This window comes from Scytonema sp. PCC 10023, assembly GCF_963920835.1.
In the GTDB taxonomy this organism is placed as follows: Bacteria; Cyanobacteriota; Cyanobacteriia; order Cyanobacteriales; family Nostocaceae; genus Kalymmatonema.
Window position 1 is genome coordinate 103054 of the sequence record NZ_CAWUDP010000007.1, and the last position, 23860, is coordinate 126913.

Annotated in this window: 14 protein-coding genes and 1 other RNA gene; 4 read left to right on the forward strand and 11 right to left on the reverse strand. The window is 44.0% G+C overall.

The window, feature by feature from the left end; all coding sequences use genetic code 11:
* Positions 1-46 precede the first annotated feature (46 nt).
* From ACM0OZ_RS06600 to ACM0OZ_RS06625, 6 genes are all read right to left on the reverse strand, one after another.
* Positions 47-1330 (reverse strand): M16 family metallopeptidase, encoded by a 1284-nt coding sequence (locus ACM0OZ_RS06600; RefSeq protein ID WP_414582001.1) that lies wholly within the window; start codon positions 1328-1330, stop codon positions 47-49.
* A 167-nt stretch (positions 1331-1497) separates the two neighbouring features.
* A complete protein-coding gene (locus ACM0OZ_RS06605; RefSeq protein WP_414582002.1) occupies positions 1498-2775 on the reverse strand; it encodes a M16 family metallopeptidase in 1278 nt (425 codons plus the stop codon).
* Positions 2776-3045: 270 nt separating this feature from the next.
* Positions 3046-3230: non-coding RNA, 6S RNA (gene ssrS / locus ACM0OZ_RS06610), on the reverse strand.
* Between the two features lie 60 nt (positions 3231-3290).
* A complete protein-coding gene (locus ACM0OZ_RS06615; RefSeq protein ID WP_414582003.1) occupies positions 3291-4442 on the reverse strand; it encodes a 5-(carboxyamino)imidazole ribonucleotide synthase in 1152 nt (383 codons plus the stop codon).
* On the reverse strand, positions 4439-4927 hold the full coding sequence (locus ACM0OZ_RS06620) for a pentapeptide repeat-containing protein (RefSeq protein WP_414582004.1): 489 nt from the start codon (positions 4925-4927) through the stop codon (positions 4439-4441). The genes ACM0OZ_RS06615 and ACM0OZ_RS06620 overlap by 4 nt, the downstream gene beginning before the upstream one ends.
* A 64-nt stretch (positions 4928-4991) precedes the next feature.
* On the reverse strand, positions 4992-5249 hold the full coding sequence (locus ACM0OZ_RS06625; RefSeq protein ID WP_414582005.1) for a hypothetical protein: 258 nt from the start codon (positions 5247-5249) through the stop codon (positions 4992-4994).
* A 766-nt stretch (positions 5250-6015) separates the two neighbouring features.
* Here ACM0OZ_RS06625 and ACM0OZ_RS06630 point away from each other — a divergent pair.
* Positions 6016-6330 (forward strand): hypothetical protein, encoded by a 315-nt coding sequence (locus ACM0OZ_RS06630; RefSeq protein ID WP_041034643.1) that lies wholly within the window; start codon positions 6016-6018, stop codon positions 6328-6330.
* Between the two features lie 129 nt (positions 6331-6459).
* Here ACM0OZ_RS06630 and ACM0OZ_RS06635 read toward each other — a convergent pair whose 3' ends face one another.
* Positions 6460-8238: an alpha/beta hydrolase gene (locus ACM0OZ_RS06635; protein WP_414582006.1), complete on the reverse strand. Its 1779-nt coding sequence runs from the start codon at positions 8236-8238 to the stop codon at positions 6460-6462.
* A 1062-nt stretch (positions 8239-9300) separates the two neighbouring features.
* Between ACM0OZ_RS06635 and ACM0OZ_RS06640 the strand changes: the two genes are divergently transcribed.
* Positions 9301-10146, forward strand: a complete 846-nt coding sequence (locus tag ACM0OZ_RS06640; protein ID WP_414582007.1) for a CAP domain-containing protein — start codon at positions 9301-9303, stop codon at positions 10144-10146.
* 276 nt (positions 10147-10422) lie between these two features.
* Here the strand turns inward: ACM0OZ_RS06640 and ACM0OZ_RS06645 are convergent, their stop codons facing one another.
* On the reverse strand, positions 10423-17259 hold the full coding sequence (locus ACM0OZ_RS06645; protein WP_414582008.1) for a HAMP domain-containing protein: 6837 nt from the start codon (positions 17257-17259) through the stop codon (positions 10423-10425).
* Positions 17260-17743: 484 nt separating this feature from the next.
* On the opposite strand from ACM0OZ_RS06645, the gene ACM0OZ_RS06650 reads away from it, so the two are divergent.
* Both ACM0OZ_RS06650 and ACM0OZ_RS06655 read left to right on the forward strand, forming a co-directional pair.
* Positions 17744-18028 (forward strand): ribbon-helix-helix domain-containing protein, encoded by a 285-nt coding sequence (locus tag ACM0OZ_RS06650; RefSeq protein ID WP_414582009.1) that lies wholly within the window; start codon positions 17744-17746, stop codon positions 18026-18028.
* Positions 18018-18443, forward strand: coding sequence for a PIN domain-containing protein (locus tag ACM0OZ_RS06655; RefSeq protein WP_414582010.1), 426 nt, complete (start codon positions 18018-18020; stop codon positions 18441-18443). Before ACM0OZ_RS06650 ends, ACM0OZ_RS06655 begins: the two co-directional genes overlap by 11 nt.
* Before the next feature lie 309 nt (positions 18444-18752).
* Here ACM0OZ_RS06655 and ACM0OZ_RS06660 read toward each other — a convergent pair whose 3' ends face one another.
* From ACM0OZ_RS06660 to ACM0OZ_RS06670, 3 genes are all read right to left on the reverse strand, one after another.
* Complete coding sequence (locus ACM0OZ_RS06660; RefSeq protein ID WP_414582011.1) at positions 18753-20159, reverse strand: hypothetical protein; 1407 nt, start codon at positions 20157-20159, stop codon at positions 18753-18755.
* Between the two features lie 223 nt (positions 20160-20382).
* Entirely contained in the window at positions 20383-20724 is a 342-nt protein-coding gene (locus ACM0OZ_RS06665) for a hypothetical protein (protein ID WP_414582012.1), read from the reverse strand.
* 178 nt (positions 20725-20902) lie between these two features.
* Positions 20903-23788: a CHAT domain-containing protein gene (locus ACM0OZ_RS06670; protein WP_414582013.1), complete on the reverse strand. Its 2886-nt coding sequence runs from the start codon at positions 23786-23788 to the stop codon at positions 20903-20905.
* Between the last annotated feature and the right edge of the window lie 72 nt (positions 23789-23860).

The window sequence follows — 23860 nt, forward strand, 5'->3', positions numbered from 1 at the left end:
AATGCAACTATTATAGTTGCTATAGTTGCGGTATTCTAAATCTGTATTAAGAATTGAAATATACAATTGCACTATTCACCGCTTCCTCTTGACCTACTAATGACACATAAGGTTCCCGTAAATATCGGGAAGCAGCTGTCATTGCATCAAGAGCAGTAACTGAGGTAATTGTTTCCTGAAAGTTCCGATCAAAATCAATTCCTAGTCCCAAAATTTCATACCAACCATATATCTGGGCTATTTGCGCGTTGGTTTGTTTCCCCAAGGCGTACTGCCCTAGTATTTTGTTTTTAGCCGCTTGCAGTGCATCTTCCTCTAGCTGCGCTGTGGAGAGTAAGTCAACTTCTGTCTGCAAACCAAAAAGGGCTAGCTGGGTATTTTCTGGTGCTGTACCCATGTAAACAACAAATGATGCTGGAAAGAGCCGTGTGGGGTAAAATGCTGAGACTTCGTAAGCCAAGCCGCGTTTTTCGCGCAATTCCACAAACAACCGACTGGAAAGACCATTTCCCAAGTAAGTAGAGAGCAACTTCAATGCAGCGTAATCAGCAGATAGGACAGATGGTCCCAAGTAACCTAACATGACGATGGACTGCTGTGTCTGTTGGGGCTTAATTTTGATTTGGGGTTCAACGTTGAGTTCTGGTAAATCTAGTTTTTGCAGCGGCTGAGTTGCGTGTTGCCAATCTCCAAAAACTCTTTCCACAAGAGCGATCGCATTTTCTGGTGTGATTCGTCCAGCAATACTAATCACGACATGATCTGGACGGAAATAAGTTTGATGATACTCGACTAAGTCTTTCCGAGTTAAGCGGCTCATTGTGGCTTCATTTCCCAATACCGACCTTGCATAAGGATGATTTTGATACATTGCATCCCGCAATTGGTCAAAGGCAATGGTAAACGGCTGCTCTTGTTGCGAGCGAATATCTTGTAGAGCAATACGCCGTTCTAGTTCTACCTCTGTTTCTGGAAATGTTGGCGATCGCAAAATCCGTGATGCCAAACTCAAAATTTCGGCAAAATCAGATGTAACTGTCTTCAACGACAGCAAAAAATAATCAGTAGCAGTATCTGCGCTCAAACTCGCCCCAACAGACTCGACTTGTTCTGCAATCTTCAAACTCGAAAGCCCCTCGCAGCCTTTCGTAAGTACCGCTGATAGCAAATGTGCTAACCCAGCTTGCTCCTGGTTTTCATAACAACTCCCAGCCCGGATAAAAATCCGCGCTGCAATAATATCCGCCGCCGGATTTTCTGCCACCAGCACCACAATGCCATTGTTCAATACAGTGCGATGGATATGCGATTTTTGCACAGATGTTGTCATTTGTCATTTGTCCTTTGTCATTTGTTATTTGTCCTACCTTTCCTTGTCCCGTCGGAGACGCTACGCGTAATTCATAGCCTGTCCGCAGGGTTTACGGTTCCCCTACGGGCGGTCTTTTGTCATTTGTTTATTTTTGATACTAATAACTCATGACGAATGACTCATGACTAACAGGGTTTGAGTACTGTAACCGCGTAATGATTGGGTGAAAGATACTCTTGTGCTAATTCTTGCAGTTTTTTTGCACTATAAGATTGAATTTGCCAGGGATAAGTCACTGATAATTCAGCTTGGGCGATGGTGTTATAGTATCCATAAAGCCCTGCAAGTTGATTTGGTGTCTCGGTTGAGAACGCATAATCGTTACACAGCAACCGTTGACAGCGTGTTAGTTCCTGCTCACTTATTGGATTGGATATTAAATCATTCAAGTGAAGGCGAATTAACGATTCCACACGTTCTACATTTTCTGGTTCTAACCAGGCTGTAATTGTAAATAAACTTGCGTCTCGTTGCAGTGAAAAATTACTGCAAATACCCTGTACCAATTGCTGCTCTTCCCGCAAATCGCGCACTAAACGGGAAGTTCGCCCTTCTGCAAGTAATACAGACAACAAATCTAAACCATAGGAAGTGCAAAGTTGTTCCACTCCAGGTCCTGTCCACGCCATTAACAACCGCGCCTGTTCTAAACGAGGTAAATGAAGTTCTTGACGGCGAATTCCAGCTATCACTGGTGTCACTTCTTTTTTTTCCGGACAATCACAGCAGCGATTGCGCAAAGCGCAGTGCCCAAGGCAATCGCCAAAATCAACAAATGTTCGGCTGACTAATTTCACAGCAGATTCTTCAGCTATTCCGCCCACAATCACCACCGTCATATTTTCTGGTTGGTAGTGATTGCGGTGAAAACAGCGCATGAGTTCTGGAGATTGCTGCATTAATTCTTGCTCACTACCCAACACGGAACGTCCATAAGGATGATGTTGGTAGACGCTAGATATCAGAGCGTGAAATCCTATCCAATCTGGATCATCATGTGCTTGACGAATTTCCTCTAGCACAACATCCCGTTCGCGGCTAAATTCATCTTCTGGTATTGCCGCATTAAGTAGCAACTCTCCCAAATGGGGCAAAGTATCTTCTAGATGCACCGCTGCTGTGGTGAGAGAGTAATGGGCGTAATCGTGGCTCGTCGCCGCATTGGTTACTCCACCTCGATTTTCAATCTTTTGATCAAATACCCCTGGCGCTAGTGTCGCAGTCCCTTTAAAAATCATGTGTTCTAAAAAGTGAGCCATACCGAAGCACGGTTCTTTTTCTAAGTGCGCACCTGCACGTACCCAAACATCTGCCACAACTACAGGGGTAGTAGGAATTTCTTGATGAATCAAAGTTAAACCGTTGTTTAGTTGGAAAACCGAGGCTGGAAACGCGGCATTCATCAGGTTTTTTAACAATTTTGTACAGCTTTAACCAAAATTTCGCTTAATTGTTGCGATTTTAACTCTTATTGGTATCTTAATTAGGATGACTTTACACAGATTTTTTTTGATAAGATGGGAACATTATTTATAAATTATGAAGTCTAAAACAAGCTTATGAATGTGTAGAGTTGCACAAATGCACATGAAGTTTGTTTATGTATTACATTTTTGACTCATTTTTAAAATTAAAGCTCCCATGTTCTAATTGACCAAGGGAGCTCTATATTTTAGTCCACCGCAACGCCGTTTTACCTAAGTTTATGACCTGGATAAACCAGGTGGGTACCGATGTCTCTCGTTTAAAGTTTCCGGGTACTTAGCCCGGTCTACTGCCACGAGAATTGTTTGGTTCCCTTTTCTTTTCGGACATAGATCAAAAAACTTTATGGCAGTCACCAACGTTGCAGTGCAACAAAACTATTATAGCTTTCAAAAATCGGTTGTGTGTCCCCAGATGAAAATTTTTGGCAGATTTAATTCGGATACCAGATAGATTCTATATTTCGGGCAATGGCAAGCATCGCCTGCTCCTGATTGTGACTATCGAGTAAAACGGTAACGTGTCCTAGCTTGCGCCCAGGACGCGATTGAGTTTTACCGTACCAGTGGACGCGTGCTTGAGGAATTTGCTCTATTTGCTGGCGCTTGCTCATATAATCACTCTCGGAAACTTCATACCCCAAGAGGTTAACCATAACAGCACTAGGGCAAATCATAGCAGTGTTACCTAACTCCATACCACAAACTGCTCGCAGATGCTGCTCAAATTGAGAAGTCACGCAGGCATCTATAGAGAAATGCCCTGAGTTGTGAGTGCGCGGTGCAATTTCATTGACCAGCACTTTGTCATCTGCCGTAAGGAATAACTCTATGCCAAAAACTCCCACAGCTTGGAGACTATTTAGTAAAGTGCGGGCAATCTTTTCTATTTCAACAGCCACGTTTGGTGAAATATCAGCAGGTGCAATAACTCGACGGCACACCTGTTCTTCCTGCTGGGTTTCTACAACTGGGTAAATGACTACCTCGCCACGAAAAGAACGCGCCGCAATCACTGCTAATTCCCGTTCAAAAGGAATAAATTCTTCTAGAAGAAAAATATTTTGACTTTCATTTATGTTATGAAATTCTAATTTTTGCTTTAAACTTTCTATTTCCTTGATTATAAAAGTCCCCTGACCGTCATAACCGTGGCGTCGGGTTTTGAGAACCACAGGAAAGCCCAGTTGGTTGAAAGTCGCATCATCAGCAAAAGCCAAGTCTAGGGCGACAAATCGAGGAACGGGTAAACCCACATCCCGTAAATAGCAGCGTTGGTGATATTTATCTAAAAGCGGAGTCAAAGCTTCGAGTTGAGGGCGGAAGCAAACGCCTTGTTGTGCCAACTTTGATAAAGCTTTTATGTCAACAAACTCGTTTTCAAAGGTGATGACATCGCATTTCTGAGCGAGTTCAGCCGTAGCGTTAGCATCATCGACTGAGGCTAAAATGTTGTCTACTGATATAGATACAGCTGGATCGTTCATGCTAGGAGTTTGTACCACCAATTCTACTCCCAACTTCTTTGCGGCATCTCCCATCATCCATGCCAATTGTCCGCCACCAATGACACCAACACGCTTCATCGACACCCCAAGGAATTACGAGTTTCCACGTTAGTTTTAGAGTTTACGCCACTTGCTTTTTGGCACAGTTCCTTAATTTGCGCTTTATCTAGAATTGCGTCAGTAAAATCTGCACCAGTAATATTTACATTATTGAATATAGCGCGGAACAAGAGGGCTTCTTTTAAAACAGCATCGCTCAAATCTGCCCCTGTTAAGTTTACCTGATCTACCATTGCATTTGTTAAATCTGCTCCGTGCAAATTCGATTTCGTCATCACAGAAGCGCTCAAAACTGCTCCTCGCAAGTCAGCGCCCGTGAAGTTAGTCAGTTCCATATTAGCGTTAGAAAACTCTGCTGCTTGCAAACTTTGACCAGAAAAATCGCGATTTGTCAAGTCTGCATTACTAAATGACATAGGATGAGTCCAGTCTGCCAGTGCAGGGGAGGCACAAAAGAAGACACTTATGAGCGAAAGTACAGCCGCCAATCGCTGCCAAAACATATTGGATAGCCAGTTTGGTGTTTAGATGTTGCCTTTAAGCTTAGCACCACTATGTTACAAGACTTTAGAGTGATAGAATCACAACGCGATCGCCATGCGCGGGCACTGCGCTCCGCGCAATCGCCTTGCAGGGGTGGGCGCAAACCGCCATCGCCCTTTGGGTGGGTTCTAGAGGAAGCATCGCCCCCCAAGATCGGCACAAAAGCGCTTCGGGGCTACGCCCCGCAATCATGCGATCGCATTCTTCTTGCTTTGCCTGATCAACAGATGAGTCGGCTATTGTCAGGAGATCGGATGCAGATAGTTTGGCACAAGGAATCACACAGCTCGCTGTAGCACCAAGCGAAAAGCTTTTTCATTATCTACAACAAGAATCAATGGTCGATTATTCTGAAAGTCGGCATTAGGCATGCTGTCTCCTTGGATATTGTCATTGCAAAGCAGCTTCTACCTGTTAATACTCTTTGTTAAGCTACTAGCCCAGGGTAGAAATACTGACTTGGGAATGCCCTGACTCCTCTGTTCTATTTCTTTGCATTGTTAAGCAAAAACCATTACTCGAAGCGCTATATAGACGCTCTATTTCTGGTGGCTTTGTTTTTGTCACATTTTTTTATATCTATTGATTTAGAGTTTATATTTCTTAAAGTAGTTCTGTTTCTTCTACCTACTTAGCTAAAGCTTTAAAGCAGCCATTTTCCAATTTGTGAAGTATATCTAACAAGAGCGAGAACTCAGAACTCACCAATCAGGAAGCATTCTGGGTTTTTTCAAAAGGTATTCTATGCAATTGAAACCCACCATATCTGTTTTTAGAGCAATCACTGATTTGTTTAGAATTATTGCATTTCAAATTTCCAAGCCAAATTTATTTTCTTTTAATGCAAGAATAGGGTAAATACTGTTAGCCTGTGAATTGAGCAAAGCAGCAATTGAACTCTATTACAGGTGTTTCAGACTCTTAACAAAGCTTCACAATTAGTGAATAATCTTTAGTTCTATACCAATTGGTTGACTAGTCAAAAAGAGCGCAAGTAATTTCTATTCAGGTTCTAAACATTATGCCAATTCAACTTCCTAGCCCCAATATGAAGCATTATCGTAATGAATGGATTGAGGAATGGTGCCTAGAAAATGGCTGGACAGATCTCTTTGAGGAGCGGTGTAACAACTACTGGGCATTTCCTCCAGGAGCAGTCATGCCTGAGCCAATTCCGACTCACACTCTCAAATTGATTAAAGCTCAAAAGGGACTCACATATGAGGAAAAATTCTGGTCGATATCAGCAGTTATTGGCACACTTGTAGCTGTGATGTCTACCTATTTGCTCAAATGTCCAATGCCTCTAGTTTTGGCTTTTGCTTTTGATGCAGTGACGGCAGCTCAACTTGAGGTAGAGTGAGCTAAAAGTTGAGTTATTGTGACTAGTACGTTACGGCGGAAATAAAGCTACCATTCCAAATCAACGAAAAGTTTACATCATAAGCTTTTTGACTTTTGACTTTTGACTTTTGACTTCCGCGCAGCGGTGCTAGGGCGTGTTTAAGGTTGGTTGACTTTTGGAAGAGGTGCCTGACTGTGGATACGTCCCATTAAATATCTGGGCAAACTGTTCGGCTGTAAAAGACTGTACCAGACTCAAGTTTAACGGTGCTTGGCTAATAAATTTGGCGTAGGATGCGCTCAGATAAGGGCGATATTGCTGTTGATTGATCAAATGAGTTTGGAAGAATACCAAGCTAAGAGCGTTGACATAGGAGTGAGCGATCGCCGGATCTGGACCAATTAAACTCGGGGGAACAGGTAAAAGTCCCGTATTAGGATTTATTTTGTCCACAGTAGAGAAATGCGTTCCGTTCTCGATTAAGACAAGGTACTTATTTTGAGTTTGCAGCCAGGTAAACGGACGAATCTGTTCGGGTACAGCTGGCGTAAAAATATCTTGACTAGCTCCAACCAGCATCGCAGGAACTTGGATTTGGTGAAATCCCTCTTGTCCTAAAATCGTACTACCCAAGGGATTGAGTGCCATCACTGCTTTAATCCTTTGGTCTTGTAGGGGATAGTTATCAGCTTGCAGCTCACCAGCTCGGCATTGTAAGAAAACTGATAAATTCAAAGAACGATTGGGATAACAATCTTTACGGATTTGCTCAAAATTAATTGTTGCTCCCGCCGAGGTGAGAACAGTATATCCTCCTAAAGAATGACCAATTGCGCCTACCTGTTGCAAATTCAGTTGTCCTTTAAAGGTGGGGTTAGTCTCAGAAAGACGCTGGAGTTCATCCAAGAGAAACGTGACATCCAATGGACGATTAATTAACTCTGTAGGTTGTGGTGGACCAGCCAAACCAGCAAAGTATTGCTCAAATTTCTTAGCATCACTCCCAGGATGTTCGAGGAGAGCAACTGCAAAGCCATAAGAAGCTAAATGCTGAGCCACGTAAGCAAATGTCTCCCGGTCTTCCGCTACGCCGTGAGAAATCACGATCACGGGGAAAGGAGGCTTTTGGGTATTTTGAGTTTTCGTTACTGTTTGAGGTAGATATAAATCAGCCTCAAAACGCCGACTTCGAGAGTTATCATTGAGAGTCAGGGTTTGTTTTGAGAAGCGAAAAGAACCTGCACGTCGTAAGTCTGGCTGTTTTGAAAAAACAGTGCTTGCCTGATTTGCTGCTTCTGTTTCTGCTATTTGTTTGAGTACAACAACAACTGCATCTCTTTTCTGAAGGAGTTCTGACAAGTTAGCGATAATTCCTTGGGTTTCGCTCAAATTCAGCCTGACAGTTGGGCTCGGATACCGACGGAGTACATTCACAACAGTTAAGCCTTCTGAGTCAGCAGCAGCCAAGATGAGCGCAGAACGTAGAGCGTAGAAACCACTTTGTCTAGCTTCTGTAAGTAGCAATTCGCCCAGACGTTTCAGCAAGTTTTCACCAATGGCTGAGTAGGTGAATTGAGAGACTAGGGTGGGGGTAACATTAAACCTTGTCTGGAGGAAGTTTCGCAGTTGTGCCAACTGCTGTGGTGGGACACGATTAGCATAGAAGGAAAATTCTTTAGTAATCTTACCTTCTTTGGCAAACACTTCTAAGGAAGCTGTGGAGATAGAAAACTCACCAAACGGAGGATAGAAGAATTCAATTCCCTCTGCTCCTAGTACCGGAGTTGTCGTGGTAATACTGGAGAGGATTCCGAAGGTGAAAGCACTTAATAATGTTTGTAGCCAACTTTTGCGAGCAGACCAATCTTTTACCACACCTGGTAGGACTTTGGTGTTAACTTTTGTTTGGTTGTGAGGTATTATCATTTGAAAAATTTTACTTGCCCACGTATAGCGGTTCTCAATTGCATGGACTACATGGTAGGGGCACAAGACAATGCCTTGTGCCCCTACTTTAACTGTGTTTACAGCGGTTTTCTATAAGGTGGGCATTGCTCACGAATATGTCAAATGTCCACCAAATGAGCTTTTACGGGCAATGCCCCGAAGTTCCCTACGGCGGGAAACCCGCCTGCAGGACTTCTCTCCACCCTACGATTTGTGGTCTAATCATGTGAAGGGCGCTGTAAGCCACTTAAAAATTGCACTTGCGATTTTTGATTAATTTTTTACAATTGTAGAAAATTAATTTCAATATTATTACTTAATTTGATGATTTTTTTAGTATAAAAACATTATTGTTAATTTCCTCACGTTGATGAAAATTTTAACATACTAAACGGCATGATTTTTGCTGAAACAGCTTGTTTTGATAGCTTTACTTCATATATGCAGGACTAGACGTCATAAAGGTAATACTTTAACTTATCTTTCAATCAGAAGAACTATTTTCGATTTTTTATATATACAAAAATCGCTCAAGTTGATATACTTCTTCTAAAGCAAATACGCCATACAACGTACGTATACAGGTTTGCATCCAAATCCCTAGATTTTGCAAGTATCTCATTTTTTTATTGAGATGCTTGCTTCTACTTGCTTAATTGTCAATCAAGCAAAGTAGCAAACCGCTCTGAGTGTATGCGGTTCCGATAACTACAAAATACCCTTGCAAGTTAACCTTTTACGTCAACAAAGGTTTCCATTTTGTTTGAGGATGCGGGGTGTTTTGTAGAACGTATCTGTAAATCTGATGGATCCAGGATTCAATGATTAGACCACAAATCCTAGGATGTTCCTTGCCGATAAAAGTGTAAAATTTCCTATTTTCTCTCGCCCTGCAACCCAAGTGCTCCCGAAAGCTACCATCATGGGTAATCTTTGCGTGGAAAGGGAGTCGCGCTCCTCAGGTTTGCTTCTACCAAAAGTTGCAGCAGAATTGTTATCCCTGCTGAATTCATCTGAACAAATCTTTAGGAGGACGGATTCATGGAATCATCAAACAACAAGACATTCGAGCAGCAAGTCTTTGAACTCACTAACCAAGAACGAGCTAAGAATGGTCTTTCACCTCTGAAAGCAAATGCTGAGTTGAACTATGCTGCAGACAAATATGCTGAAGAGATGTCAAAACGTCGTGTCTTGAGTCATACAGGACCAGATGGCTCTAAAGCTTGGGATCGAGCTGAGGCAGTTGGCTATGAAGCTCGAATCATGGGAGAGAATATAGCTGCAGGTCAAAGAACACCTGAACAGGTTGTAAAAGGTTGGATGAATAGCTCCGGACACCGAGCTAATATCCTCAAGTCCCAATATACTGATATCGGGGTTGGTTTTTATAACAACTATTGGGTTCAGGACTTTGGTAGTGGTGATACAAACCCGATTAGCAAGATACCAGGCTCTACATCTAACTCAGAGATTGTAGCCCAATCAGCACCTGCCCCAACATCCACCTCTATTTCTGAACCTACACCTGAATCTGGTTCTAACACTCAAGGAACTGGTGAGAACATCATAGCCAATCAAGGTAATGATTGGCTGCTTAACGGTGGTGTAGACAACAACACGCTCTCAGCCACTCCTAAAGGTGAGGGTTTCGTAGTTGGTGAAGGTGCAAACGCTGACTGGATTAAAAACCTTCAACTCAGCAACGACAAAGTTGTTACAGGTTTCGACACAATGTTTGAGATATTACCAGCCCCTCAAACTCAAATAAGTAACCAAACTCTAACTCAAGATAGGAATACGGGAACTTTGTTTGCGCAAGTACAGGATGTTAACGCTAATGCTTTGATTCCAGCAGGATCAATACCGTTTAGTTACAAAGGTTAGTTACAAAGGTTTTCTGTAATTAACCGGACTTATATCAGGTTCGGTTGATTACTTATCATTCCTGAAGAACCCCACCCCTTTATCCCCTCCCCGCCAGCGGGGAGGGGAGCCTAAGCGCAGATAAACGCGGGGTGGGGTGCACTCAACGTGGAAATCATAACTATAGCGGTTCTCGGTTGAGTCCATAGAGACGTAGCACGCTACGTCTCTATATAGCTCGTCATAAAGTGCTACTGCATTGATCACAAATTAGCTTTGTAGATGTTGAAGTTATTCCTACCGAAATAACCACACCCGCAACAATGAAAGCAACTGTTCGATATCTACAGGTTTGGTGATGTAGTCTGATGCACCTGCTTCAATACACTTTTCTCTGTCGCCTTGCATTGCCTTTGCGGTCAGTGCAATAATCGGCAGGGATTTAAATTGATTGTTCTGTCGGATTTGGCGGGTTGTTTCATAACCATCCATTTCTGGCATCATCACATCCATCAAAACCACATCAATATCAGGTGTATTTTGCAAAACTTCGATGCCATCTCTGCCATTTTCGGCATATAAGACCTGCATTTGATAACGCTCTAGCATACTTGTGAGGGCAAAGATATTACGGACATCGTCATCTACAATCAGAACTTTTTTACCCACAAGTACTGAGTCAGTGGAATGCAACTGTTCTAGAATTTGTCGCTTGGGGGCAGGCATATTTGCCTGAACTCTATGCAGGAACAAAGCTGTTTCATCAAGCAGACGTTCTGGAGAGCGCACATCTTTAATAATAATCGTCTCTGCTAAGCGCCTGAGTTGAGTGTCTTCTGCTCTATTCAACTCTCTGGCAGTATAGACGATAATTGGTAGTGCTTCACCATTGGGTTGTTGTTTGATTTTTTCGATCAGTTCAAACCCGCTCATGTCGGGCAAACCCAAATCGAGAACGACACAATCAAAATACCCATTTTGTATGGCTTCTAGCGCCTCGGCACCGGTACGGACAGCAGTGGTGGCAACATCGGTGTTGCCAATCAATTCCACAATGCTGTGCCGTTGATTCTCGTCGTCTTCCACGACGAGCAGATTTTTCACCCGGCGTTCGACGAAACCTTTGATTTTGGTTAATGCTTGATGCAACGCCTCACCACTAACCGGCTTTTGGATATAAGCAATTGCGCCTAGTTGCAATCCGCGCTGTCGTCCCTCCTCAACTGTCATAATATGGACTGGGATGTGACGGGTACTTGGGTCATGCTTCAGGCGATCCAGTACTGTCCAACCATCCATTCCTGGTAAGCGGATATCTAAGATGATCGCTGAAGGCTGAAATTGTTTTGCCAGCGCTAAACCCGCACTACCACTATGAGCGACAATGCCCTTAAATCCTTGTTCCCGCGTCATATCTAAAAGGATACGAGCAAAATGAACGTCATCTTCGACAATCAGAAGTACGCGATCGCCCTCTTGGATATTGCCTCTGTCATCAAGCAAAGAAGTGGTGACTTGCTCTGGTGATATGGTGTTGGGGCTTGTTGTCAGTTCGGCTTCTTCGGGGCTAGAGTCCGCGTATGCTTGCGGTGCGTTTTGCGCAATCGGTGTCTCGCTTGGCGTGCTAGTTCGCTGCTGGTTTGCTGTAAGTCCTGCGGACAGGCTGCGCCTTAGCGTAAGCTCCTCGCTTCGCGAGGCACGCGTACCGTCTCCGTCAGGAGAAGGCATAGGGCTTAGCAAAGGTTGGGGTGTTTGACGAAGTGCTGTGGTGGGCTGATGTGGTGAAATCCTCTGCTTATCTTCCCATGTTCCCATTTCTTGATGATACCCAAGTGACTGGGGTAAGTAAAGTGTAAACGTACTCCCTTGCCCAACACGGCTCGTTAGTTTAATTTCTCCACAAAGAAGACGGGTGATTTCGCGGCTTATTGATAAGCCTAACCCCGTACCACCATACTTGCGGCTTGTGGTACCATCAGCTTGTTGAAACGCCTCGAAAATAATTCTTTGCTTTTCAGGGGCAATGCCAATTCCTGTATCGCTGACTGCGAAGGCGATTACAGTTTGAGCGTGCCTCAAAGTTCCATGATCGGGACTCCACCCTTGCGTTGCCACAAAGACGTGCAAACGCACTTCTCCACGTTCTGTAAATTTAAAAGCATTCGCAAGCAGATTCTTCAAGACTTGTTGTAAGCGTTTTGCATCAGTGTGGATACTTCTCGGCAGATCAGCAGCACAGTCAATGCTGAAATTGAGTCCTTTGTCAATAGCAACTTGCCTAAAAGTGCGCTCAATGTGTTCTTGCAATTCTGTAAACAACATCTGGTCTATGTCAATCGACATCGTTCCAGATTCAATTTTTGCTAAGTCCAAAATGTCATTAATCAGCGTTAACAAGTCGTTGCCTGCTGAGTAAATCGTACGGCTATACTCGACTTGTTTAGCAGAGAGGTTATTCTCCACATTATCTGATAGCAATTTCGCCAAAATTAACAAGCTGTTCAGCGGTGTCCGCAATTCATGCGACATATTCGCGAGAAATTCTGACTTGTATTTTGATGAAAGCGCCAGTTGTTCTGCTTTCTCTTCTAATTCTCGGCTTGCCTTTTCAATTTCTTGATTTTTGCGCTCGACTTCTTTGTTTTGTAAAGCTAATAACTCTGACCTTTCTTCGAGTTCGGCGTTGGTTTCTTGTAACTCTTCTTGCTGTTTCTTCAGTAAATCCTCGGAGGCTTTGAGCGATTGAGCCTGTTGTTCTAAGCGCTGGTTGGTTTCCCGGAGTTCGTTTTGTTGACTTTGCAACTCGTGTGCCAAAGACTGCGACTGTTTGAGTAACTCTTCAGTACGCATACTAGCGGCGATCGTGTTCAACACAATCGCGATACTTTCGGTAAGTTGGTCGAAGAATGTCAGGTGAATTTCGTTAAAGCGTCGGAATGAAGCAAGTTCAATAACTGCTGTGACTTGTCCTTCAAAGAGTACTGGTAAAACAACGACATTCAGCGGTGTAAATTCGCCTAAGCCAGAACTAATCTTGATATAGTCGTGCGGTACTTCTGTCAGCAGAATGCGTTCTTTTTCCAAAGCGGATTGTCCCACCAAGCCTTCACCCAAGTAAAAGCGGTTAGCAAGATGCTTACGTTCGCGGTAAGCGTAGCTACTGAGTAACTTCAAGTACGGGACTTCTTCTGTGGTTTCGATGATGTAGAAAACGCCGTGAGAAGCTCCCACCAACGGTGCTAACTCTGAGAGAATCAGTTTAGATACGGTTTCTAGGTCACGCTGACCTTGAAGCATCCGGGTAAACTTGGCGAGGTTGGTTTTCAACCAGTCTTGTTCAGTGTTTTTCTGCGTTGTCTCCCGCAGGTTGGCAATCATCTGGTTGATGTTGTCTTTCAGGATGGCAACTTCACCTTCTGCTTCCACAGCAATCGAACGCGTTAAGTCGCCTTTGGTAACAGCAGTTGCCACTTCGGCGATCGCCCGCAACTGAGTGGTGAGAGTAGCAGCCAGTTCGTTGACGTTGTCGGTCAAATCTTTCCAAGTTCCCGCCGCCCCTGGCACTTTGGCTTGTCCGCCCAACTTACCTTCAATACCCACCTCACGCGCCACGGTGGTGACTTGGTTGGCAAATGTCGCCAGAGTGTCAATCATTTCGTTGATTGTTTCTGCCAAAGTTTCAATTTCTCCTTTGGCATCCAGCATCAATTTCCGCTTCAAGTCACCATTGGCAACTGCTGTCACCACTTTGGCAATGCCTCGCACTTGTGCCGTTAAGTTACTCGCCATCGAGTTCACGTTGTCGGTCAAATCTTTCCAAGTACCGGCAACACCTTTCACGTCGGCTTGTCCGCCCAATTTACCTTCGGTTCCCACTTCACGGGCAACTCGCGTCACCTCTGATGCAAAGGAACTTAGCTGATCCACCATTGTATTGATGGTGTTCTTCAACTCCAAAATTTCGCCTTTGACATCAACGGTGATTTTCTTCGATAAGTCACCGTTTGCCACCGCCTTCGTCACTTCGGCAATGTTCCGCAGTTGTGCCGTCAAGTTACCTGCCATCAAGTTGAAGTTGTCGGTCAAATCTTTCCACGTACCGGCAACACCTCTGACATAAGCTTGCACACCTAACTTACCTTCGGTTCCCACCTCACGGGCAACTCGCGTCACCTCGGATGCAAACGAGTTGAGTTGATCCACCATCGTATTGATAGTGTTCTTCAACTCCAGAATTTCACCTTTGACATCAACAGTAATTTTCTTAGAAAGGTCGCCGTTTGCCACCGCCGTCGTCACTTCGGCAATGTTCCGCACCTGTGCCGTCAACGAACCCGCCATCGAATTCACACTGTCGGTTAAGTCCTTCCAAGTTCCCGCAACTCCCCGGACTTCCGCTTGGACGCCCAGCTTACCTTCAGTTCCCACTTCACGGGCAACTCGCGTCACCTCTGATGCGAAGGAGTTTAGCTGATCCACCATCGTGTTGATGGTGTTCTTGAGTTCCAGAATTTCCCCTTTGACATCAACGGTGATTTTCTTAGAAAGGTCGCCAGTTGCCACCGCCGTGGTGACTGTGGCAATGTTCCGCACCTGTGCCGTCAACGAACCCGCCATGAAGTTGACGCTGTCGGTCAAATCTTTCCAAGTTCCGGCAACACCACGCACATCTGCTTGTACACCCAGCTTACCTTCAGAACCCACTTCACGGGCAACCCGCGTCACCTCTGATGCAAACGAATTGAGTTGATCCACCATGATATTGATGGTGTTTTTCAACTCCAAAATTTCGCCTTTGACTTGCACAGTGATTTTCTTAGAAAGGTCACCGTTGGCGATCGCTGTTGTCACGTCGGCAATATTTCGCACCTGCGCCGTCAAGGAACCCGCCATGAAGTTGACGCTGTCAGTCAAGTCCTTCCAAGTACCAGCAACGCCTTTCACATCGGCTTGTACACCCAGCTTGCCCTCACTACCGACCTCACGCGCGACTCGTGTCACCTCCGACGCGAAGGAACTCAGTTGATCCACCATCGTGTTGATGGTATTCTTCAACTCCAAAATTTCGCCTTTGACATCAACAGTAATTTTCTTCGAGAGGTCACCATTTGCCACAGCCGTCGTCACTTCCGCGATGTTCCGCACTTGTGAAGTCAACGAACCCGCCATCAAGTTGACGTTATCCGTCAAGTCTTTCCAAGTTCCCGCCACACCTCGCACTTCTGCTTGTACGCCCAACTTACCTTCGGTTCCCACCTCACGGGCTACCCGCGTCACCTCTGACGCAAAGGAATTGAGTTGATCCACCATTGTATTTATGGTGTTTTTCAACTCCAGAATCTCGCCTTTCACATCAACAGTAATTTTCTTCGATAAGTCACCTGTTGCCACAGCCGTTGTCACTTCCGCGATGTTCCGCACCTGTGCTGTCAAGGAACCTGCCATGAAATTCACGCTGTCCGTCAAGTCCTTCCAAGTTCCCGCAACACCCCGGACTTCCGCTTGACCGCCTAGTTTACCATCTGCACCCACCTCACGGGCTACCCGCGTCACCTCAGATGCAAACGAATTGAGTTGATCCACCATGATGTTAACGGTGTTCTTCAACTCCCAAATTTCACCTCTAACATCAACAGTAATTTTCTTAGAGAGGTCACCGTTGGCGATCGCTGTGGTAACCTCAGCAATATTCCGCACCTGCGCTGTCAAGGAACCCGCCATCAAGTTGACGTTATCCGTCAAATCCTTCCAAGTTCCCGCAACGCCTCGCACTTCCGCTTGTACGCCCAGCTTTCCTTCGGTTCCCACTTCACGGGCTACCCGCGTCACCTCAGAAGCAAAAGAATTGAGCTGATCCACCATCGTATTGATGGTGTTTTTCAGCTCCAAAATTTCGCCTTTGACATCAACAGTAATTTTCTTCGATAAGTCACCATTTGCCACAGCCGTCGTCACTTCCGCGATGTTCCGCACCTGTGCAGTCAACGAACCCGCCATGAAGTTCACACTGTCCGTCAAATCCTTCCAAGTTCCCGCAACACCCCGGACTTCCGCTTGACCGCCTAGTTTACCATCTGCACCCACCTCACGGGCGACCCGCGTTACTTCCGATGCAAAAGAATTGAGCTGATCCACCATGATGTTAACGGTGTTCTTCAACTCCAAAATTTCGCCTTTGACATCAACAGTAATTTTCTTAGAAAGGTCACCATTTGCCACTGCTGTCGTGACTTCGGCAATATTGCGCAGTTGTGCCGTTAAGTTCCCCGCCATCAAGTTGACGCTATCCGTCAAATCCTTCCAAGTACCTGCAACACCCCGAACTTCCGCTTGTACACCCAGTTTGCCTTCGGTTCCCACCCCACGGGCAACCCGCGTAACTTCCGATGCAAACGAGTTCAGTTGATCCACCATTGTGTTGATGGTGTTTTTCAACTCCAGAATTTCACCGTTAACATTAACAGTAATCTTTTTGGAGAGGTCGCCATTTGCCACTGCTGTCGTCACTTCAGCAATATTCCGCACCTGCGCCGTCAAATTCCCCGCCATCAAGTTGACGTTGTCGGTCAAATCCTTCCAAGTTCCCGCAACACCCCGAACTTCCGCTTGTACGCCCAGTTTGCCCTCGGTTCCCACCTCTCGCGCCACTCGTGTCACCTCAGATGCAAACGAGTTCAACTGCCCTACCATCGTATTGACCATTTCCGCAGTTTGCAGAAACTCCCCTTTCAGGGGTCTACCTTCAATTTCTGGGGCGATCGTTTGAGATAAGTCACCATTTGCCACAGCCCGGATCACACGCGCTGTTTCCGCTGTCGGCTGGACTAAATCTGTCACTAGAGTATTGACAGAATCAACACATTCTGCCCATGAACCACGAACATTTCCCAGAGAGGCGCGTTCGCTAATTTTGCCGTCTTTCCCAACAACATTACTCATTCTATGTAGTTCTGCTGTCAGCCGCTCATTTTGTTCAATAATATCGTTGAGCGTATCAGCGATTTTTCCTGCCATGCCTGTTTGGTCTATTGGCATACGGGCAGAAAAGTCTCCTTTTTTGACAGCTGCCAAAGTTTTCAATAGCTGTCTTAAATCCAGATTATCGCTTTCTTTCGTTAACTGTTCAGTCGGCATGGCGGCGGCGCTTTAAAATCTATATCAATTATTATCAATTAATTATCTCTGCTACTGCTTGCTATCAGTTCCAATTGCGTTGTTTGACACAAAACACACACCAATATATATATCCCGCAAAAAGAAACTTTGCGATTCGACAGCTAGCTGTACAAGAGATGCAGTATAAACTATAACGAATTTAAAACAAGTTGATAAAGATAGATTATAGAAATCTATCCAGGGTATGAAAAGTAGTTATTAGGAGCTACTATGATCAACCCTTTCAAGGTGGGTAAAAATTTTGGTCAAAAAACTCCTTTTTAACCTCTTTACTCTGTGTACTCTGCGCCTCTGTGGTTAAATAAATAACTTATAATAAACCGCAGAGACACAGAGAGCGCAGAGAGAAAAGAAGAGATTTTACGAGTCACCTTGAAAGGGCTAGTCCTACATTCTTATGTTTGCAAACTAACATAACTCATTCAATATAATGTATAATATAATGTATACATTATATTTTGCTAAAATTGTGCCAAGCAAAATCCGTAAGCAAATTTATATCGAACCCCATCAAGAACATCTGCTGAAGACAATTGCCCAACAAACAGGCGTCAGTGAAGCTGAAATTATTCGCCAAGCCATCGATCTACACATTGGTTCTATGACTACTTCTCAAACAAATATTGCCGCCTGGGAAGCAGAAAAAGTCTTTATCAACAGCATGAAAAATCGACCTTCCCTACCTGGAGGACGAGACTGGCAAAGAGAAGACCTATATGAACGGTAGGATTTTGCTGGATACTAATATTCTTGTTTACATTTATGACCCTTTCGACTCTACAAAACAGGAACGAGCAATTGCAATTGTTGATCGGCTAATTCAAACGAACCGTGCTGTGATTAGTACCCAAGTGATGGGTGAGTTTTTCATGGCGACAACTCGTGCAAAAAGACAGCTTTTGAGTCCAAGTGAGGCGATCGCCCGGATACGTAATTACATGAGTGCTTGTTCTGTGGTTGATGTAACCAGACTAATTACTTTAGAAGCAATTCGCGGCGTTGAAGCTCATAACTTTGGATTTTGGGATGCTCAAATTTGGGCAACTGCAAGGCTCAATCAAATTTCAGAGGTTTACAGTGAGGATTTCAACATTGGTGCAATCATAGAGGGTGTACAGTTTACTAATCCTCTGACAAATTAGCTGTAGGTTGGGTTCAACGATAGTGAAACCCAACAAATAATAGAGTGAGTGATTGTGAAAGCATGATTACAGCTATTTTCATATAAGTAGACCTTTTTTATCTCGCGCAAAGACGCAAAGACGCAAAGAAGAACGCTAAAAAATGTGGTTTCAATAAGTGAAAACTGCCGTAGTTAATGGATATTTAGAACCGCAGATGTACGCAGATAAACGCAGATAAATTATCTGTGTCCATCTGTGTCCATCTGTGGTTTTTTTACAAAATAGTATTTTGTAAGAGATACCATGAACTACCTACCATTACCAAACCTACTTCTTGAGTTTAGTCCCAAGCCAAGCCAGCCAGCCAAAAAACAAGGTAGCCAAAAGACTCCAAAAGAATGATAACAACATCGGAGGAACTGGGTGCTTGAGATATGGGACTGAAAAGGGTTTGTCGATATATTGTGAGACTACCCCAGAGACGATCGCACCTGCACCTAAGCCGACACCCACTACTTGAATGGTGTTTTCCAAAGAGCGATCGCGTTCTGCTTGTTCTATTTCTACTATGCCGCGAATTGAGGATATAGCTTGCTCTAACAACGTAGAACCGTGGCGGAAATATCCCAAATCAGCTTGAATTTGTTTTTGGAAAAAAGGAGAATTGTCCTGGCTGAAAGTTTTGAAAAACGCCAAGTCAGCATTTTGTATTATACCACTTATTTGTTGCAATCTTTCTGAATAATTAGACTCATTTATGGCGATTGTATTTTGATAGTCTTCTAAATTTCGCAGCAAACGAGTATATTTCAAAGCTAATTGCGGTAGTTCTTTTAACTTATTTTTTAAGTCTTTTAATTCGTCTGTTGTCACCTTATCGTATTTACCTTTTTTGGGCAAGTTATCAATTGTGTCTTCTATCTCTTTATAAGCTGAAGCAACATGGTGATAAGTGATGCGACTGTCTTGATAAGCTTTGATAATTTTGGTGCGAAAGAAGAACAAGTCTAACAATTCTTGATAACATAGATTTAAATTCTCATCTGCCTTGTCATCACGGAATAACCAGATGAGGACGTGTTGGTAGTTAGTTAACTGGCTAAATAAACCATATTCAAAAATAGGACTACCAAATAACTCTCCTTGACGATGAAAAGGCGGACGTTGAGATGGATTAGGAAAAACTGCTTCCAGACACTCTTGAGCAATTTGATAAAGATATTTTTCATCTTTAGCGCCTGTTAGCCAAGCGGTTATTAATAAAGTTTGTCCGAGAAAGAATTTGTTCTTTTCTAAGGTGAAACAATTATTTGGATTTAACTTGCTTAAGAAAGCAGTATCGACATCATCCGTTGGTGTACCATCATCTTCTTTTTCTGGACGACGTAAATTGAGCCACAAACCGTAGCTGTCATGAAGTCGCAAGGGATGAGCAAAGCCTTTGATGACGACTTGTTGCTTGTCATCTAGGGAGATTTTACCCTCTACATCTACAGCATAATTATCATCTTTGACTTCTGAGTCTTTGAGCAAATCAACGCGGAGACTTTCCGGTTCCTTGTGAATATTTATCTTCTGACTGAGATGTAAATCTTGATGTAAAGTGGTGCGGACTATTTTATCAGCAACTTGCCACAGTTGAATATCATCAGCTTGCACGGAAGTGGGTTCTACATTTGCACCCTTGTAAAGCTGAAAAGCAAAGAGGTGAATATTAGGAGCATAGATTTTCATCTTGGGTTTGAATCTCAGAGCCAGTTGATAAATAAAAGATAATATTCTTGTAGGGTGTGTTACGACGCACGAGTATACATCATTTTGAAGAAAAATCTCAATGCGTCGTAACGCACCAATCAATTAGTCCGTTAAGGCAAATTGCCAATGACTCAAACTCTTAAATCCTGACATCGCCTTAACACACCCTAGTAAAGATACTTTCATTCAGCGCGTCTCTAGATTAATTTGGTTTATCATCTCCCTTCTTTCTCTCTTGTAATTTTTGCACTTCCTCTTGCAAAACTCGGTAACGATTTTCCAGAGTATTTTCTTGGCTTTGCGGTTTCGTCTTCGCGACTTTACTAATTTCTCGTTCTTCAACTAGCATGGCATCTATCACAGATTTATGATTTTTGTACCACTGACGAATAGTTTCTGCGATCGCCTGTGAGTTAAGATTTTCTTTGAGCGCAGCAAGATTTTTTTGCAGCGTTGGTAAATCGGCGATCGCATCGTCAGAAAACACATAATCTTGTTCTCTCACGACTTGGGTAAAGGCTTCGATGATGTTATCTGGTTCCATAGTTTTTACCTCAATATGTTTTTTTGTAGTAAAGCTAGTAGGGTGTGTTATGCCGCAGGCTAACGCACCATCCTTGATTTTCGGTGCGTTAGGACTAATGTCCATAACGCACCCTACCAAATTAAAGCAAGTCCTGACTCCCCCTCTCTGCTTGCGGAGAGGGGGTTGGGGGGTGAGGTTATTCTCCTATTGCACAAAAAGCTGCCCAAAAACCTGCCTGTTCAAATGGTCGATGTTCTGGGTTATATTCTTCTAATCTCTCTTTTACTTTCTGTTTTTGCTGAGCTTCCATATCTGTTTTACCATCAAGCCATTGCAGTAACTCTCGTTGGGTGACTCGACGAAACCACTGCTGCGCAGAGTTAAGAGCAAAAGGCACATTTTGAGTTACAGTTTGCAGGTTTTCATAAAATTTAATCATTAACAAAGCAGTGGAAAAGTCATTGACAGCCCATAAACTACTGACGATACTAGCTGCACCGGCGCGGATAAACCCACTGGGTAAACCAATATATTCATCGCTGGTATTGGTATAGTCAACTAAGCCAGTTTCGCAAGCAGAAAGGGTGACAAGACGACAGTTAGGTAAATTTAATTGGAAGATATCTTCTAGGGTGAGACAATTTTTTAAATCAATTTCTGTGTCGTCAGAGACTCGCAAATAGCGGGAGGTTTCTGCATCTGCTGGGAGAGGAGAAATTTCAGAAGCGGCTAACTGTAAAGCGGATTTTTCAGGAAGGTTAAAATTGAAGTAGCCGTGACAAGAAAAATGTAGCCAAGATGCATCGCGGAAATTTTCGGCGGTTGGTGATTCTTTCAAAGCTTGTGCTGTCGCTTCACTTTTTTTCAGGATGTGGCGTGGGTGAAATGCAGCAGCAATTGTCTCGACTTCGATATTGGTGAATTCTAAATCCTCTGTGGGGTTTTGAATGGCGAATAAGTGGCGGAATGGTGAGTCATACCAAGTTGTGTTCAAAACCTCACCCCCGCCCCTCTCCTTACTAAGGAGAGGGGTGCCCGTTAGGGCGGGGTGAGGTAATTTAGTATGAGATAATTTCTTAGCTTTGTTTTGAGTCACGCGCCAAAGTTGACAGCTGGGTGCATAACTGACGCCTTTAGGGAATTTGTCTATGAGATATTCATCTGATGATAAGGGTAAAGCATGGAGAGGGAGTAGGTGCAGGTAACGATGGGGAATTAAAATAACTTTCTCGCACTCTTGTGGAACAAGAGAAAGAATTTCTTGTATATGTAAAATCTCAGCAAGTTTGCTCAGTTTATCATTCAGGTAAAATCGCCAGCGCTTTTTCTCCTCAGAGTAAAGCTGGAGATATTCATCTCTCCAATTCTGCAACTTTTCTAAGTCTTGAGGTTGCGACTGCCAAATTTCTGGTTGTTCTTTATGGCGGGTGATGATGAAAGCACGAAAACAATTATTAAGGCAATTATTAAAGATATAGAATTGGATGATCGCAGTTTCGTTATCTAGCAGATTGTGAATCTCGTCATAGCGGATGGGGTTCAAGCCGATAATTTTTGTTATGAGTTGTTCTCGCGTTTGTCGCAACTGATTCAACTGGGTGCGATTAATATCTTGGAGATTAGATTTTTCTGCTTGTTCTATACGACGCTTTTCTTCTTCGATTTCCTGCTGTAGCTGTTGGAGTTGATTTTTAAATTCTTCAGATATGGCGAGTTTGGGGTACAAGTCAGGGCTAAACAGGAGTTCCACCAAGTTACGGGTTTTGCTACGCTCAATATATTCAATTGCTTCGCTATATTTTTTCAACTCCAGACAAACTTCTACCATGCGACGATAAAGTTTGTTCCATTCTTCCGCTTGCTTGCGTTTGCTTTCATCGCCAGAAACAATTTCCCCCCGCAACAACTCCACTGTTTCAATAGCAGATTTAAAAGTCGTGTAAGCATCAGTGAACCGTTGTGCGTCTTGGTAAGCAATACCCAGGTTGAATGATGTCTCAGCATGCTTTTGCGGAAACGCTTGGCGGGTTGTTACTTCCAATGCAGCGGTGAAAGATGCGATCGCCAATTCTATATTCTGTGCTTTCTCCCCGAATATTCTGTCCGAGTAAGCATTCCCCAGATTAATTTGCGTCGTCGCCCATAGTTGGGGAAACGCTTGGCGGGTTGTTACTTCCAATGCAGCGGTGAAAGATGTGATCGCAAGTTCTATATTCTGTGCTTTCTCCCCGAATATTCTGTAAAGGTAAGCATTCCCCAGATTATTTTGCGTCATCGCCCAATCTTGGGGAAACGCTTGGCGGGTTGTTACTTCCAATGCAGCGGTGAAAGATGTGATCGCAAGTTCTATATTCTGTGCTTTCTCCCCGAATATTCTGTTGGAGTAAGCATTCCCCAGATTATTTTGCGTCATCGCCCAATCTTGGGGAAACGCTTCGCGGGTGAACACCGTTAACACGACTTCATAACCAGCGATCGCAATTTCCATGTTGCTGGCTTTGTCACCCAAGGGGAATTGCTGAATCCGATTACTAAAATTGATAATATTTACGGCGATGGATTGTGCTTCATCTGTCTCCACTTCCGCCAGCTTACTTGTCGCCCAACGCCGCAAGAGTTCTGCTAAATTCAGATTGAGATATTGTGTGTTGTTTGCCAGCAACGGGTAAACTACCTGCGCGTCACCCTCGCTTTCTGCTGTTGTTTGCAGTATCTCTATCAAGAATTGCAGATGCGCTTGTAACGCCTCTCCATCAGCGGTAAGGGGATAATTCTCCCCCCTCTCTGCTTGCGGAGAGGAGCCAGCGCCGTGCGGGGGTTCCCCCCGTTGAGGCGACTGGCGTGGGGGTTGGGGGGTGAGGTTCAACGCTTCCCTCAACTGATTTGCCAGATTTCTCAACCAACTCGCTGTATTTTCATTCCCCTCCTGTGATTCATACTCCGCCATAGCTTCCAGCATGAGCAAGAAGTCAGCATCAAGTAAATCTTGGTTAGCCTCTAAAATCTCTGGTTCTTCTCCACTCGGACAATTCAACAGTCTTTCAATCAAGTCGAGATAGGCTTGCTGGCGCTGTTCGTTCATGGGCAGGCACGGGTGTTAGAAATAACAATATTATTATGATGCTTCAATCGCCTTGCCCGCGATTACGGAAAA

What these genes read in the sequence shown, in the direction of transcription:
- ACM0OZ_RS06600 (WP_414582001.1), bottom strand. Translation starts at nt 1,330, where the DNA reads ATGACAACATCTGTGCAAAAATCGCATATCCATCGCACTGTATTGAAC.
- ACM0OZ_RS06605 (WP_414582002.1), bottom strand. Translation starts at nt 2,775, where the DNA reads ATGAATGCCGCGTTTCCAGCCTCGGTTTTCCAACTAAACAACGGTTTA.
- ACM0OZ_RS06615 (WP_414582003.1), bottom strand. Translation starts at nt 4,442, where the DNA reads ATGAAGCGTGTTGGTGTCATTGGTGGCGGACAATTGGCATGGATGATG.
- ACM0OZ_RS06620 (WP_414582004.1), bottom strand. Translation starts at nt 4,927, where the DNA reads ATGTTTTGGCAGCGATTGGCGGCTGTACTTTCGCTCATAAGTGTCTTC.
- ACM0OZ_RS06630 (WP_041034643.1), top strand. Translation starts at nt 6,016, where the DNA reads ATGAAGCATTATCGTAATGAATGGATTGAGGAATGGTGCCTAGAAAAT.
- ACM0OZ_RS06635 (WP_414582006.1), bottom strand. Translation starts at nt 8,238, where the DNA reads ATGATAATACCTCACAACCAAACAAAAGTTAACACCAAAGTCCTACCA.
- ACM0OZ_RS06640 (WP_414582007.1), top strand. Translation starts at nt 9,301, where the DNA reads ATGGAATCATCAAACAACAAGACATTCGAGCAGCAAGTCTTTGAACTC.
- ACM0OZ_RS06645 (WP_414582008.1), bottom strand. Translation starts at nt 17,259, where the DNA reads ATGCCGACTGAACAGTTAACGAAAGAAAGCGATAATCTGGATTTAAGA.
- ACM0OZ_RS06650 (WP_414582009.1), top strand. Translation starts at nt 17,744, where the DNA reads ATGTATACATTATATTTTGCTAAAATTGTGCCAAGCAAAATCCGTAAG.
- ACM0OZ_RS06655 (WP_414582010.1), top strand. Translation starts at nt 18,018, where the DNA reads ATGAACGGTAGGATTTTGCTGGATACTAATATTCTTGTTTACATTTAT.
- ACM0OZ_RS06660 (WP_414582011.1), bottom strand. Translation starts at nt 20,159, where the DNA reads ATGAAAATCTATGCTCCTAATATTCACCTCTTTGCTTTTCAGCTTTAC.
- ACM0OZ_RS06665 (WP_414582012.1), bottom strand. Translation starts at nt 20,724, where the DNA reads ATGGAACCAGATAACATCATCGAAGCCTTTACCCAAGTCGTGAGAGAA.
- ACM0OZ_RS06670 (WP_414582013.1), bottom strand. Translation starts at nt 23,788, where the DNA reads ATGAACGAACAGCGCCAGCAAGCCTATCTCGACTTGATTGAAAGACTG.